Here is a 14,162-nt window from a genome sequence, read left to right on the forward strand (position 1 = left end):
ACCCATCAACAGAAACACCCGTCCTGCATATCTCTTCAGGCGACGACCATCGCCATACCGGTCAAAGCGATTGCCCCACCGGCTACACGGCTGAAGAGCGCTGCACGCGCTTCAACTCCGATCTTGCCCACCAGCATACCAGCCAGATGCAACGCCAGTGTGGCCAGCGTGAAGCCGGCGGCATAGCTGAAACCACTGGTATTAAGCGGCATTTCAGCGCCATGAGCCAAGCCATGGAACAGCGCAAAGCTGCCGGCAATTGCCATGCAGACATGTGTTACAAAGCGTGCAGCAAAAGCCAGCAACAGCCCCAGAACCACTACGGACAGGCCAATTCCCTGTTCGGTGAACACCAAAGAAACACCAGAAAGCGCCAGCAGATTGCCCAACAGCATGGTGGCCACAAAGGCCAATGGCACCAGCCAGAGTGCACGGCCACCCAAACGGGCAGCCCAAAGCCCCACAGCCAGCATCGCCAGCAAGTGATCAGCACCACCTACCGGGTGCGCCAGGCCACTGATAAAACCCGATACTTCATGTCCCGTGTGCGCAAGCGCCACGCCCGGCAACAGTGCGACAGTCGCAATCAGTGCTTTTTTCATCGTTATCCCCTTCATAATTGAATTCAATCACACCACCGCACGGGCCGGTGGCAGAGTTTTAGCTTCCAGCATGCCTTCGCTGATGATGAAACCGATAATGTCGTCCAGCCCTTCAGCCTTTTTCAGGTTTGCGAAGATGAAGGGGCGATCACCGCGCATCTTGCGCGCATCCCGATCCATCACCTCCAGCGAGGCTCCCACCAGCGGTGCCAGGTCGGTTTTGTTGATAATCAACAGATCGGACTTGGTGATCCCTGGGCCGCCCTTGCGCGGAATCTTGTCACCGGCCGAGACATCAATCACATAGATGGTCAGATCAGACAGCTCGGGGCTGAACGTGGCGCTAAGGTTGTCACCACCGCTTTCGACAAATACCACATCCAGTGCTCCGTGGCGCGCCACCAGCTGGTCTATCGCCGCCAGATTCATCGAGGCGTCCTCACGGATGGCCGTATGCGGACAGCCGCCGGTTTCGACCCCGATAATGCGGTCGGCACTCAATGCCTCATGCTCGGTGAGGAATTTGGCATCCTCCTGAGTGTAGATATCGTTGGTCACCACGGCGATATCGTAATACTCGCGCATGGCGGCACAGAGCGAGCGCAGCAACGCCGTCTTGCCGGAGCCCACCGGCCCCCCTACTCCCACTCGCAATGTCTGTTTCGGTTTGCTCATGTTGGTTTCCTCTTCTCAACGGCGGCTCTTCAAGAGCGAAACAGCCGTGAATACTGTGTTTCGTGACGGCTGCTGGCGATTGCCAATGCGGGCAGGCCAGCACCGATATAGTCTTCTTCAACGCTTTTTGCGATCTCGATCGCCTGCGGCAGTAACGGTTGCAGGTCATTCAGCAGCTGCTGTGCCTGCGTCTGTCCCAGTGGCACCAGCTTGGTGGCGGCGGCCACCTGATTTTCCAGCCAGGACCAGCCCAGTCCCAATGCGGCGGCATCAAACTCGAGCCCCCAGTGCTTCGCGGCAAAGGCGAACAGCACGATGAAACTGACCTCCTGCTGCAGCACCTGTGGCACGTCAATGCCCAGGTTCTTCAGCACCCGTCGCAAGGCTTCGCCCATGGCGCTGTCGGTCAGGCGCAGCTCGCGGGTCTCGCGACAGGCCAGCGACAGGTCGTTCAACGCTTGCCAACGCCCATCGCTATCAGCCTGCATAGCCAGCCTCAACAATGGCAGATCGGTCTTCGCCTGAGCATGCAGCAATTGCAGCTCCAGCCAATCCGCCACCTGATCTGCCTTGTGTATCCAGCCACTGTCGATGGCATACTCCATCCCCTGTGAGAAGGCGTAGCCTCCCACCGGCAGGCTGACGCTGCTCAGCTGCAACAGGCGCATCAAGGCATGGTCAGTGGTCGTGATGGTGCGCATGGCCATGGGCATAGGCTCCAGATTCCGGCATGAAGACCGCTTCGCCCTGCCGGGTTTCCAGCCCCAGCAGCTGCAGCATCTCCTCCAGTACATGATCCGGCTTGATTCTCAGCCAGCGATCACCCACTTCAATGCGCACATGGCGGTTGCCGAGGTGGTAACAGGCCCGCGCGAAGGTGTTCCAGTCGTCACAGCGCGCCTCCAGCACAGGCTCTTTTGCGCCCTCTACCAGGAGGTGGCGGCCACAGGCCGATTTCAGGTATTCACCAACGCGCAGTGGCTTGCCCCGCTCCAAAAACACGCGTACTTCTTCACCGGTATCGCTGACCAACTTCAGCCGACCCCGATCACGCTGGTCATGGGTCAGGGTTACTCTCGCCGCGATGGGGGCATGACAATGGGTGCCCAGCCGTTCATGGATTTCAAACATGCGTCTCTCCTTAAAAGAGGCTGTATCGCTGCGCCAAGGGCAGCACATCAGCAGGCTCACAGGTCAGCAGCTCGCCGTCGGCCCGCACCTCATAGGTTTGTGGGTCCACCTGAATGTCCGGCTGCCAGTCATTCAAAATCATGTCGGCTTTGCTGATGTTGCGGGTATTGCCACAGGCAACCAGACGTCGACTCAGCCCCAGCTGTTCACGCAAACCGGACTCCAGGGCTGCCTTGCTGACAAAGGTGACGGAGGTTTGTGCCGCCGCCTTGCCCTCGGCACCGAACATGGGTCGGTAGTGCACCGGCTGCGGCGTCGGGATGGAGGCATTGGGATCGCCCATGGGCGCCGCCGCAATCATACCCCCCTTGATAATCATCGCCGGCTTGATGCCGAAAAATGCCGGCTTCCACAGCACCAGATCCGCCAGCTTGCCGGACTCGATGGACCCCACTTCATGGGCCACCCCATGGGTGATCGCCGGATTGATGGTGTATTTGGCGACATAGCGGCGCGCGCGAAAATTATCGGCTCCCAGTACCCTGTCTTCCGGCAACAGCCCGAACTGGCATTTCATCTTGTGCGCCGTCTGCCAGGTCCGCGTCACGACTTCGCCCACACGTCCCATCGCCTGAGAGTCGGACGAAATCATGCTGAAGGCGCCGCGATCATGAAAAATGTCCTCAGCCGCGATGGTCTCCTTGCGGATGCGGGAGTCGGCAAAGGCCACATCCTCGGGAATGTTGCTGTCCAGATGGTGACAGACCATCAGCATGTCGAGATGCTCATCCACGGTGTTGACCGTGTACGGGCGCGTGGGGTTGGTCGATGAGGGCAGTACATTGGGATAGCCTGCTGCACGGATGATATCCGGCGCATGGCCGCCACCGGCCCCTTCGGTGTGATAGGTATGGATGACGCGGTTCTTGAACGCCCCCAGGGTGTCATCCACAAAGCCGGACTCATTCAGGGTATCGGTATGGATCGCCACCTGCACATCGTACTCTTCGGCCACACTCAGACAGCAGTCGATGCTGGCCGGTGTGGTGCCCCAGTCCTCATGCAGCTTGAGGCCACAGGCACCGGCATCCAGCTGTTCACGCAGCGCTCCGGGGCGACTGGCGTTGCCCTTGCCGAGAAAGCCCAGATTCATCGGCATCTGGTCGGTGGCCTGCAGCATCTTGCCCAGATACCAGGGCCCCGGTGTACAGGTGGTTGCCTTGGTACCGGTAGCCGGGCCCGTTCCACCGCCGATCATGGTGGTCACGCCAGACATCAGCGCCTCTTCCACCTGTTGCGGGCAGATGAAGTGGATATGGGCATCAATGCCACCGGCCGTCAGGATGCAGCCTTCGCCCGCGATCACTTCAGTGCCGGGGCCTATGACGATGTCGATACCATCCTGAATATCAGGGTTGCCCGCCTTTCCGAGGGTATGAATCCGCCCCTCCTTCACGCCCACATCGGCCTTGACGATGCCCCAGTGGTCCAGAATGAGGGCATTGGTAATCACCAGATCCATGGCCGTGTCGTTGGTCACCTGACTCTGGCCCATACCGTCACGGATCACCTTGCCACCGCCGAATTTCACTTCGTCGCCGTAGGTGGTGTAGTCCTTTTCGACCTCAATCCAGAGTTCGGTGTCGCCCAGTCGTACTCTGTCCCCAACTGTGGGGCCGAACATCTGGGCATAGCTGTGTCGATCCATTTTGGCCATCAGTTGTGCCCTCCTGCTGAGCTTTCGCCTGCTGCAGTGTCCAGTGGTCCCATCACCTCGCCACGGAAACCGTAGATGGTACGGCTGCCGGCATACTCGACCAGTTCCACCTCTCGTCCCTGTCCGGGCTCGAAGCGCACGGCAGTACCGGAGGCGATATTGAGGCGATAGCCAAGGGCAGCGTCACGCTCAAACACCAGCGCCGGGTTCACTTCATAAAAATGGTAATGGGAGCCGACCTGTACCGGTCGATCTCCGTGATTTTCCACCCGCACGCGGATGGTCTTGCGGCCAACGTTCAGCTCAATCTCGCCGGCGGCTGTCTGAATTTCTCCGGGAATCATGGGATTCTCCTGTTCACACAATCGGTTGATGCACGGTGACCAGCTTGGTGCCGTCGGGAAAGGTCGCTTCCACCTGTACCTCGTCAATCATCTCCGGCACGCCCTCCATCACCTGATCGGCGCTGAGCAGCGTCTTGCCGTAGCCCATCAGCTCCGCCACGGTACGGCCATCACGGGCCCCTTCCATGATTTCCATGGAGATGTAGGCCACCGCTTCCGGGTAGTTCAGCTTCAGGCCACGGTTCAGGCGACGCTCCGCCAGTAACGCTGCCGTAAATATCAGCAGCTTGTCTTTCTCTCTTGGCAGCAGTTCCATCGATTTCTCCTCCAGCCCACCTGCTGTGGGCCTGTTCAATTCAGGTTGCCCAGATGCGTGGGGCGCAGGCCTCGCGACCGATCAGTTCTGGCCGAATCAGGCCCCAGCACTGCTCCAGACACAGCCGAGTGCGCTCCGAGCAACGTCCCAATGTTCGGATCAGCAGAAACTCGCCACTCAGGCTCACGCCCGCCAGCAGCTCATCTCGCTCGCAACACGCTCGCAGCGGCTCCAGCAGTGGCTCAGCCTGTTCCGGCGTAAACGGACCCGCTACCAGCAGCCCGTTCACCGGCTGTCCCTGCAAGCCCGCCTTACCCATCAGCAACGCCGGGCATTGCCCATCGATCATCAGCTGTTCGCGCAGCAGAATGCGGCCTTCCCGGCGAATCTGCAGCCGTTGCTGCAGTTCACCGCGGCCAAAGCCCTCGCCCTGTGCCGGCAGCCCCAGACTGGTCACCTCCCAGCCGATAAAGCGGGCATTTGTGGCCAGTTCCACATCCACTTCCAGCCGCGTGCGAGCATCCGGGTAGAGAATGGTCTCCAGCGGCAGCCACTCAAGGCTGCAGCCTTCGCCCACCTCCAGCTGCACGCGCTGGTGCTGCAGGGTACGGTCGGGACGGGCGCGGTAAACGCGGCCGGCTCCGGGGGTGGTGATCAGTGCCGCCGTGTTCGGCTCCAGACGCGCCTCAATCTCCAGTAGGTCGCCAGAGACCATCCCGCCCGGAGGGTGCAGCAGGTATAGATGTGCAAGATCAGGACCTTCCGGGTAAAAGGGCTTCTGCAGATGCAACGGACCAACATGTTCTGCACTGGCGACACGGCTGCCACGCGGCGTACGCCTGATGCCCAGCGACAGACGGGCATGCCAGCGCGAGGGCGCTGTGGTGCCGTTGTCCAAACTTGGTCGTGGCATCAGCGGCATGTTCATCCTGTGCTCCTCAGACCGCCAGATACTGACGAATCAGCTCATCATTGAGGTTGTCCATGCGATCCGCCGCCACAATCCGCCCCTTTTCCATCAGGCGGAACTCCTTGCCGACGCGTCGCGCAAAGCCGAGTTTCTGCTCCACCAGGATCACGGTCAGCCCCTCCTCTTCGTTGAGCTTGAGGATGACGTCGCCAATCTGCTTGACGATGTTGGGCTGGATGCCCTCGTTGGGCTCATCCAGAATCAGCACCTTGGGATCGAGCACCAGCGCACGACCGATGGCCAGCTGCTGTTGCTGACCGCCGGACAGGTCTCCGCCGCGGCGATGCATCATCTCGCCCAGTACCGGGAACAGCTCAAAGATCTTGTCAGGAATATCCTTCGCCTTGTCCTTACGGATCGGAAGACCAATACGCAGATTTTCCTCCACCGTCAGCAGCGGAAAAATGTCGCGCCCCTGAGGCACATAGCCAATACCGGCACGGGCACGATATTCGGCTGGACGCGTGTGCAGCGCCTGCCCCTCCATCAGGATCTCACCGCTCTGAATCGGCAGCAGTCCCATCAGGCACTTGAGCAGGGTGGTCTTGCCGACCCCGTTGCGGCCCATGATGCAGGTACAGGACCCCTGCTCTATTTCCAGATCCAGATCCCATAGGATCTGGGTACCGCCATAGAGCTGGTTTACATTGCGAATGGAGATCATGCGTCCTCTCCCAAATACACTTCGATGACGTCACGGTTGTTCTGCACCTGCTCCATGGTGCCCTCGGCCAATACCGTGCCCTGATGCAGTACGGTGACGGTACGGGCGATGCTGCGCACGAACTCCATATCGTGCTCCACCACCACAACGGTGTGCTCGCCCGCCAGCGAGGTCAGCAGCTCAGCGGTTTTTTCGGTCTCTTCCGCCGTCATGCCCGCCACCGGCTCGTCAATCAGCAGCAGTCGCGGCTCGGCCACCAGCAGCATGCCGATCTCCAGCCACTGCTTCTGACCGTGCGACAGTGCACCGGCTCGCATGAAGCGCTGATCCTTGAGGCCGATGGTCTCCAGCACCCTGTCGATCAGCTCCAGCTCGCGTGGGGCCAGCCGCGCCATCAGCGTTTGCCAGATCCCCTTGGCCGTTTTCAGCGACATCTCCAGGTTGTCGAACACCGTGTGCGCCTCGAATACCGTCGGCTTCTGGAACTTGCGGCCGATGCCCAGCTGGGCAATCTCCGGCTCGGATTTTTCCAGCAGGTTGATGGTCTGGCCGAAGTAGACACTGCCCTGGTCGCAGCGCGTTTTGCCGGTGATGACGTCCATCAGGGTGGTCTTGCCGGCCCCGTTGGCACCGATCAGGCAACGCAGCTCGCCATCATTGATATACAGGTTGAGATCATTCAAAGCCTTGAAGCCATCAAAGCTGACACTCAACCCTTCCACGTACAGCAGCACCTGATGCGATACATCGACCGGGGCCGCCGGCGGGATCAGAAAGGGCCAGACGCGATCGGGGCGCATCAGTTCGCGCGCGTTGTCCAGTGCGATCATGAGTGCACCTCCTGTTTTACTGCCTTGCCGGCCTTGTTGTTACGACGCGCTGCCAGCTGTCCTCGCAGCCCGACCAGCCCCTTGGGCAGATAGAGCGTTACCAGAACGAAGAGCGCCCCCAAGGCAAACAGCCAGCCTTCCGGCATGATGGCGGTAAAGCGGGTCTTGGCGTAGTTGACCAGCAGTGCACCGATAACCGCGCCATACAGCGTGCCGCGCCCACCCACCGCGACCCAGACCACCACTTCGATGGAGTTGAGCGGCGAGAACTCGCCCGGGTTGATGATGCCGACCTGAGGTACGTAGAGCGCACCCGCCATGGCCGCGATCAGGGCGGAAAAGACGAACAGCCATATCTTGTAGCGGTCGGTGCGGTAGCCCAGGAAACGGGCCCGGGCCTCGCCGTCACGGATCGCCACGATCACCTTGCCCATGCGGGACTTGAGAATCAGATGACTGATGACATACACCGCACAGAGCACCAGCGCCGTGGTGACAAACAGGGCCACGCGGGTGGTATCGGACTGCAGATCGAACCCCAGAATCTCCTTGAAGTCGGTCAGGCCGTTGTTGCCGCCAAATCCCATCTCATTGCGAAAGAAGGCGAGCATCAGCGCATAGGTCAACGCCTGAGTCATGATCGACAGGTAGACACCGGTCACACGTGAGCGGAATGCCAGCCAGCCGAACACGAACGCCAGCAGCCCGGACACGGCCAGCACCATCAGCATGGCAAACCAGAACTGGTCCATGCCCATCCAGTACCAGGGCAGGCTGTCCCAGTTGAGGAACACCATGAAGTCCGGCAGATCCGGGTTGCCGTAGACGCCGCGATCACCGATCTGGCGCATCAGGTACATGCCCATGGCATAGCCGCCAAGCGCGAAGAACGCCCCGTGGCCCAGACTGAGGATGCCGCAGTACCCCCAGATCACATCCACCGCCAGCGCCAGCATCGCATAGGAGAGATACTTGCCCAGCAGGGTGATGGTGTAGGTGCTGACGTGCAGCGGCGAGCTTTCCGGCAGCATCAGGTTGGCCATTGACGCCAGCGTGGTGACGCCAAGCAACACGATCACGAATGGCAGTACCCGGTTACCGGGGGTACGACCGGCGGCAAATAGCTGAGTCAGCCAGTTCATTCAGCCGCCCTCCCTTTCTGCGGGAAGAGTCCCTTGGGACGCTTCTGGATAAACAGGATGATGAAGACCAGCACCAGAATGCTCGCGAGGACGGCACCGGTGACCGGCTCCAGGAACTTGTTGGCGATACCGAGCGAGAACGCCGCAACGAGCGTGCCCCACAGGTTGCCCACGCCACCAAACACCACCACCATGAAAGAATCGATGATGTAGGACTGGCCCAGATTCGGCCCCACGTTGGTCAGCTGGCTCAGCGCCACCCCGGCGATGCCGGCGATACCGGAGCCCAGACCGAAGGTCAGCGCATCAACGCGACCGGTGGGAATGCCCATGGATTTAGCCATGCTGCGGTTCTGTGAAACGGCCCGCACGTTAAGCCCCAGCGAGCTTTTCTTCAGCAACATCATCAGCGCAAAGAACACCAGCAGCGCGAAGGCGAGGATATAAAGACGGTTCAGCGTCAGCGACAGGACCGGGTTGATCTCCCAGGAGCCGCTCATCCATTCGGGCGACGCCACCTGACGGTTCAGTGGCGAAAACACCGTCCGGACCAGCTGCTGCAGGATCAGACTGACCCCAAAGGTTGCCAGCAGGGTTTCCAGCGGGCGACCGTGCAGATGACGGATTACCAGACGCTCAAGCAGTACACCGGCCATGCCGGACACAACGAAAGCGGCCGGAATCGCGACCCAGAGCGAATATTCGATATGGTTCGGCATCAACAGCTGTACCACGTAAGTGGTGTAGGCCCCCAGCATGATCATCTCGCCGTGAGCCATGTTGATTACGCCCATCACGCCAAAGGTAATGGCCAGACCTATCGCCGCCAGCAACAGCACCGAGCCGAGGCTCAGGCCGAAAAACAGCTGGTCGATAAAGGCGTAGAACTCGACCTTCTGCTCGATGCCGACCAATGCCTTTTGCGCAGCCTGCTGTACCTGGGGGGAAGGGTCGTTGTCGGCAATGCGGTTCAGCGCATTGCGCACATCACCTTCAAGGCTACCTTCCAGCTGGCCGATCGCTTCGATGCGGTCCGACGCTTCTGCAGCGGTATTGAGGCGGTTCAGGGCCAGCGCCATGTCCATCACCTCACGCACGTTTGCGGCGCTTTCATTCAGGCGCGCCTCACGAATGACACTGAGGGTATTCGCATCCAGGTCGGACAGCAGCGCACGCACGGCGCTTTCGCGAACCGATGCACTGGCGGAGCCCAACTGAAGGCGTGCGATGGCATCACGCAGATGGCCTCGCAGACGGTTGTTGACGCGAATTTTCTTGATCTCACGACTGGACAGCGGTTCGATTTCCACACCGCTGAGCATGTCGATGAAGGTATCCTTGCCGGCCGATTCGGTGACGGCAATCACCTGGCGGCTGGACTTGATGAAATACAGATCCCCCTCCAGCAGATGGAGAAACAGCGGTTGCACCGCCTCCCCCCCTTCAGCTTCCAGGGTTTCGAGCACCGGTATCGTCTGGCTCAGGGACGCTTCGGTCAGCGCCTCCAGATGCGGAGCCAGCGCGGGTGGCAAGGGTTTTTCGGCGGCCGTTGCCGACAACGACAGCAGCAGGCCGAAGCAGTAACAGCAGATCGCCAGTAATCGTTTCACGGGGTCACTCCAGAAATTGTGCAGGCGGCCCCGTCAGACGGGGCCGCTGAGAGTCGATGGATCAGTTGGCCTGACCACCACAGGACTGGGTTTCCACGTTGTAGTTGCCGCATGTGATCGGCGCGGTCCAATCAGCAATCAGATTTTTGGAGCCCGGCAGGAAGTCGGACCAGGCATCACCCGCCACGACACCTTCGGTCTCCCAGACCACCTCGAACTGACCGTCGTCCTGAATTTCACCGATCAGCACCGGCTTGCTCAGATGGTGATTCTTGTTCATTACGGCAACGCCGCCAGTCAGGTTGGGTACTCCCTGGCCGATCATCGCCTGTTCAACGGCGTCAACATCGGTGGTCCCGGCAGCCGTTACTGCCTGAGCCCACATGTTGAAGCCGATATAGGTGGCCTCCATCGGGTCGTTGGTCACACGCGAATCATCACCGGTAAAAGCGTGCCATTTCTGGATAAATTCGCTGTTGAGGTCAGTATCCACGCTCTGGAAGTAGTTCCAGGCTGCCATGTGACCCACCAGCGGGCCGGTGTCGATACCGGACAGCTCCTCTTCACCCACGGAGAAGGCCACCACCGGGATATCCTCTGAGGAGACGCCCTGGTTGCCCAGCTCCTTGTAGAACGGCACGTTGGCATCGCCATTGATGGTGGACACCACCGCGGTCTTCTTGCCCGCACCGCCAAACTTCTTGATATCGGAGACAATCGACTGCCAGTCGGAGTGACCGAAGGGGGTGTAGTTGATCATGATGTCCTCTTCCGCCACACCCTTGGACTTGAGGTAGGCTTCGAGGATCTTGTTGGTGGTGCGCGGATACACGTAGTCGGTACCGGCCAGCACCCAGCGCTCAGCACCCAGCTCGTTCATCAGGTAATCCACCGCCGGGATCGCCTGCTGGTTGGGAGCCGCACCGGTGTAAAAGACGTTTTTGGAGGACTCTTCGCCCTCATACTGCACCGGATAGAACATCAGGCCGTTCAGTTCTTCCAGTACCGGCAGGACCGACTTGCGGGATACCGAGGTCCAGCAGCCGAAGATGACATCGACCTCTTCCTGGGTCAGCAGCTCACGCGCTTTCTCGGCGAACAGCGGCCAGTTCGAGGCCGGGTCTACCACAACCGGCTCAAGCTGTTTGCCCAGCAGCCCGCCCTTCTTGTTCTGTTCCTCGATCATCATCAATACGGTGTCTTTCAGCGTGGTTTCGCTGATCGCCATGGTGCCGGACAGTGAGTGCAGCACACCCACCTTGATGGTATCCGCCGCCAGAACATTGAAGGACAGAGAAGAAACGCCAATCGTCAGAGCAACGCCGGCAGCCAGTGATTTGATCTTCATTGCAGTACCCCCTTTGGTTCCGCATCCGTGCAGTGCGGGCGAAACCTTCGTTATCGGTCAGGCCTCGACGAGGCCGGGAAAACAACTCAGTGCCTGACCGATTATTCCCAAGGGGGACAAGAGGGGGTATGCGCTCAATGACGCAGAGGGGTACGTCAAATGACGTAGTGGACGGGTGACAGGACTTGCAGAGGGTCGCAACAGCGCAGGCAGGGGCCCTGTATACCCGGCTTATGGACCAGCGCTATAATCACGGCCTCACTCGATATCACCCACCGGCTGAAGCCTGAACTTCGGATATACTGCTGTGCGCCCACGCCGTCATACAGAAAAAAGCCCTGCCCAACCTGATCGCAAAGGCCTGCACCCACGAAATCTGCACAGGTACGGCTATGATTTTCCAGCGTTGCTCAACAGCTACCCTCCGCTGGCCCAATATGTCATCAAGAATGCGTACGGCAACCTGTCTATCGACTTCGCCGACCCGCTGGCGGTGAAAGCCCTGAATGCCGCGCTGTTAAAGCAGCATTACAGCATTGTCGACTGGGATATTCCTGCAGGCGCGCTGTGCCCGCCCATTCCCGGACGAGCCGACTACATCCATTACATTGCAGACCTGCTTGGCCTTGGCGCGCCTGCTGCCAATCAAGCTGATACCTCGCCCAGCGTCACCTTGCTGGACATCGGCACGGGCGCCAATGGCATCTACCCGCTAATCGCCTGCCAGCTTTATGGCTGGCAATGCGTGGGCTCTGATATCAATCCACAATCACTGGACAACGTCGCCGCGATTATCGCCCAAAATCCCAATCTGCAAGAGCGCTTTACCCTGCGTACGCAATACGACAAGAATCACATCTTTGAGGGGATTATTCAGGCCGGCGAGTTTTTTGATGTGAGCGTGTGTAACCCGCCCTTCCATGCCTCGCAAGAAGAGGCAATCAAAGGCACCCGCCGTAAACTCAACAACCTGGCACGTAACCGCGGTGATAAAACGGCCACTTCGTCCAGGCTGAACTTCGGCGGCCAGGCAGCGGAACTCTGGTGCAAGGGCGGCGAGCAGGCGTTCCTTAAAAAGATGATTAAAGAAAGCAATGCCTTTTCAACACAATGCCGCTGGTTTACCAGCCTGGTATCGAAAGCGGAAAACCTGAAGCCTGCCACCAAACTGATCCGCAAACTTGGCGCCGTTGACGTGCGGGAAATCGAGATGAAACAGGGGAATAAAATCACCCGCATACTGGCGTGGACGTTTATCTGACTGATCCTGTACGTGCCGCCATCCCGTTAAATTTCACCAAAGATCGCCAAAGCGATCGCGATGACACAGGTACAGGCGCAGCTCGAATTCCAGCTGGTGGTAATCCGGCTCCATGTAACAGCAGAGCTTGTAGAACGCCTTGTCGTGCTCCTTCTCGCGCAGGTGTGCCAGCTCGTGCACCAGAATCATGCGCAGGAACGGCTCCGGCACCTTGCGAAACAGCGAAGAGATCCGAATCTCGTTTTTCGATTTCAGCTTCTTGCCCTGCACCCGCGACGCATAGGTATGCAGGCCCAGCGCATTGTTGATGATATGGATCTTGTCGTCATAGATCACCTTGCTGATCGGCGACGAGCTGCGCATATACTGGTTTTTGATCCCCTGCGCATAATCATACAGGGCCCTTTCGGACGCCAGATCATGCGCCTGAGGGTACTTCTTCAACAGCCAGACGCCGGACTTTTCGTTATCCAGCAACGCCTGTGCCTGCTGCTGAACCTGCGGACTGTAGCCACTGAGGTAATTGAACGCTTTGGGCTTGCTCATGGGCATGTCACTCACCCCAGTGCTGAATCGTTTGCCAGCCTGTCGGCCACACTCTGAATTTTATCCTGAATGCTTTGTTCCCGGTCGATTCGGGTCCCCAGACGCATGGACGAGCTGATGCGCGGTGCTCCCATCTCATGAACAACTTCGTGACAGCGCTTCACCGCTGCCATGACGTCATCCCAGTCCCCTTCTATATTGGTACCGTAGGCATGCAACTGGTGTTCAAGACCGGCATCTTCCAGCACCCGCTGACAGGCCGTAACATACTCGGATACCGAAACACCGACGCCGATCGGAATAACACAGAGATCGATCATGACTTTCATAGGCACTCCTGCTTGGCCGTGTTGGCAAGATTACAGGCTGCCTATGTTACCTCCGTGTCGGGCAAAAGGTGAAAGGCAGTGGCCGGTATATGCTGGTTTGCGCACATTGCAGGCATTCGCAGGAATCAGCTGATCGATCCGTTTACCACTTGGCCTGTGGACAAGCTGATCTGAGTTTCTGTGATTTTATACAGTGTATTGAAGGCCACGTGCCGGTGTTGCCTGCTTTGTCACTTAGCGGTGCTCATTTGTCACTGGTAACAGGCGGGAAAATCGTTCAGTATCAGGTAACTATGGCCTGGCCGTTGCAGGATCACACGCACGGCAAAGCTGCAAAACGCGCATGCTCGTTTTCACCGGAAGAGAATGACTGTGGTATCTCGATTTCTTCTTTCTCTTCAGGTGCTTACGACAACTTTCCTAGTCTTCGGCTGAGATTAAATATGCGCATGCGCAGTATTATAATGTTGAACATAACCGCTTCGCGGTGGAGTGCGAGATTTTAAAGAGGCATAGGGACATGCCGAATAGAGCGATGCAACGGCTATTTCAGTCGTATAAAGCGGCGTTGGATGAATCGCCTCAGCCACGGAAAAACCGGCGGGCGATTACATCTATTACGTATTGTAGAACGCGGGATATGGGGGTGAGTTATTACGCCTGCCCGGACTGTCAGG

The 14,162-nt window shown here is 58.9% G+C and carries 17 protein-coding genes; 2 read left to right on the top strand and 15 right to left on the bottom strand.

Translation table 11 applies throughout. The features are described from left to right. Positions 1-35 precede the first annotated feature (35 nt). From ABIE61_RS10365 to urtA, 13 genes are all read right to left on the bottom strand, one after another. Complete coding sequence (locus ABIE61_RS10365; RefSeq protein WP_354409209.1) at positions 36-602, bottom strand: HupE/UreJ family protein; 567 nt, start codon at positions 600-602, stop codon at positions 36-38. 27 nt (positions 603-629) lie between these two features. Next, entirely contained in the window at positions 630-1,277 is a 648-nt protein-coding gene (gene ureG / locus ABIE61_RS10370; RefSeq protein ID WP_206840760.1) for an urease accessory protein UreG, read from the bottom strand. 29 nt (positions 1,278-1,306) lie between these two features. Next, positions 1,307-1,990 (bottom strand): urease accessory protein UreF, encoded by a 684-nt coding sequence (locus ABIE61_RS10375; protein WP_502915051.1) that lies wholly within the window; start codon positions 1,988-1,990, stop codon positions 1,307-1,309. Further along, entirely contained in the window at positions 1,956-2,408 is a 453-nt protein-coding gene (gene ureE, locus ABIE61_RS10380; RefSeq protein ID WP_354409212.1) for an urease accessory protein UreE, read from the bottom strand. Before ureE ends, ABIE61_RS10375 begins: the two co-directional genes overlap by 35 nt. Positions 2,409-2,418: 10 nt before the next feature. Further along, entirely contained in the window at positions 2,419-4,125 is a 1,707-nt protein-coding gene (ureC, locus tag ABIE61_RS10385) for an urease subunit alpha (protein ID WP_354409215.1), read from the bottom strand. Then, on the bottom strand, positions 4,125-4,469 hold the full coding sequence (locus ABIE61_RS10390) for an urease subunit beta (RefSeq protein ID WP_206840754.1): 345 nt from the start codon (positions 4,467-4,469) through the stop codon (positions 4,125-4,127). The genes ureC and ABIE61_RS10390 overlap by 1 nt, the downstream gene beginning before the upstream one ends. A 13-nt stretch (positions 4,470-4,482) precedes the next feature. Beyond that, a complete protein-coding gene (gene ureA, locus ABIE61_RS10395; RefSeq protein ID WP_206840752.1) occupies positions 4,483-4,785 on the bottom strand; it encodes an urease subunit gamma in 303 nt (100 codons plus the stop codon). 40 nt (positions 4,786-4,825) lie between these two features. Further along, complete coding sequence (locus ABIE61_RS10400) at positions 4,826-5,713, bottom strand: urease accessory protein UreD (RefSeq protein WP_354409219.1); 888 nt, start codon at positions 5,711-5,713, stop codon at positions 4,826-4,828. A 10-nt stretch (positions 5,714-5,723) separates the two neighbouring features. Further along, the gene (urtE, locus tag ABIE61_RS10405) at positions 5,724-6,419 is read right to left on the bottom strand and encodes an urea ABC transporter ATP-binding subunit UrtE (RefSeq protein ID WP_354409223.1); all 696 of its coding nucleotides are present in this window, start codon (positions 6,417-6,419) and stop codon (positions 5,724-5,726) included. After that, entirely contained in the window at positions 6,416-7,249 is an 834-nt protein-coding gene (gene urtD / locus ABIE61_RS10410; protein WP_354409226.1) for an urea ABC transporter ATP-binding protein UrtD, read from the bottom strand. The genes urtE and urtD overlap by 4 nt, the downstream gene beginning before the upstream one ends. Then, positions 7,246-8,391 (bottom strand): urea ABC transporter permease subunit UrtC, encoded by a 1,146-nt coding sequence (urtC, locus tag ABIE61_RS10415; protein WP_354409228.1) that lies wholly within the window; start codon positions 8,389-8,391, stop codon positions 7,246-7,248. Before urtC ends, urtD begins: the two co-directional genes overlap by 4 nt. Then, the gene (gene urtB, locus ABIE61_RS10420) at positions 8,388-10,001 is read right to left on the bottom strand and encodes an urea ABC transporter permease subunit UrtB (protein WP_091827044.1); all 1,614 of its coding nucleotides are present in this window, start codon (positions 9,999-10,001) and stop codon (positions 8,388-8,390) included. The genes urtC and urtB overlap by 4 nt, the downstream gene beginning before the upstream one ends. Before the next feature lie 61 nt (positions 10,002-10,062). Then, on the bottom strand, positions 10,063-11,349 hold the full coding sequence (gene urtA, locus ABIE61_RS10425; RefSeq protein ID WP_354409231.1) for an urea ABC transporter substrate-binding protein: 1,287 nt from the start codon (positions 11,347-11,349) through the stop codon (positions 10,063-10,065). A gap of 307 nt (positions 11,350-11,656) precedes the next feature. Here urtA and rlmF point away from each other — a divergent pair, with 307 nt between their 5' ends. Continuing rightward, the gene (gene rlmF / locus ABIE61_RS10430; protein WP_354409233.1) at positions 11,657-12,610 is read left to right on the top strand and encodes a 23S rRNA (adenine(1618)-N(6))-methyltransferase RlmF; all 954 of its coding nucleotides are present in this window, start codon (positions 11,657-11,659) and stop codon (positions 12,608-12,610) included. A gap of 33 nt (positions 12,611-12,643) precedes the next feature. On the opposite strand, the gene ABIE61_RS10435 is transcribed toward rlmF, so the two are convergent. Both ABIE61_RS10435 and ABIE61_RS10440 read right to left on the bottom strand, forming a co-directional pair. After that, positions 12,644-13,156: a M48 metallopeptidase family protein gene (locus ABIE61_RS10435; protein ID WP_354409235.1), complete on the bottom strand. Its 513-nt coding sequence runs from the start codon at positions 13,154-13,156 to the stop codon at positions 12,644-12,646. An 11-nt stretch (positions 13,157-13,167) separates the two neighbouring features. Beyond that, on the bottom strand, positions 13,168-13,485 hold the full coding sequence (locus ABIE61_RS10440; protein ID WP_206840735.1) for an MTH1187 family thiamine-binding protein: 318 nt from the start codon (positions 13,483-13,485) through the stop codon (positions 13,168-13,170). 520 nt (positions 13,486-14,005) lie between these two features. Between ABIE61_RS10440 and ABIE61_RS18855 the strand changes: the two genes are divergently transcribed. Continuing rightward, on the top strand, positions 14,006-14,162 hold a 157-nt coding region (locus ABIE61_RS18855; RefSeq protein WP_502915052.1), incomplete at its 3' end, for a transposase zinc-binding domain-containing protein.

The sequence above is a fragment of the Marinobacterium sp. MBR-111 genome (assembly GCF_040547585.1).
GTDB classification, from domain to species: domain Bacteria; phylum Pseudomonadota; class Gammaproteobacteria; order Pseudomonadales; family Balneatricaceae; genus Marinobacterium; species Marinobacterium iners.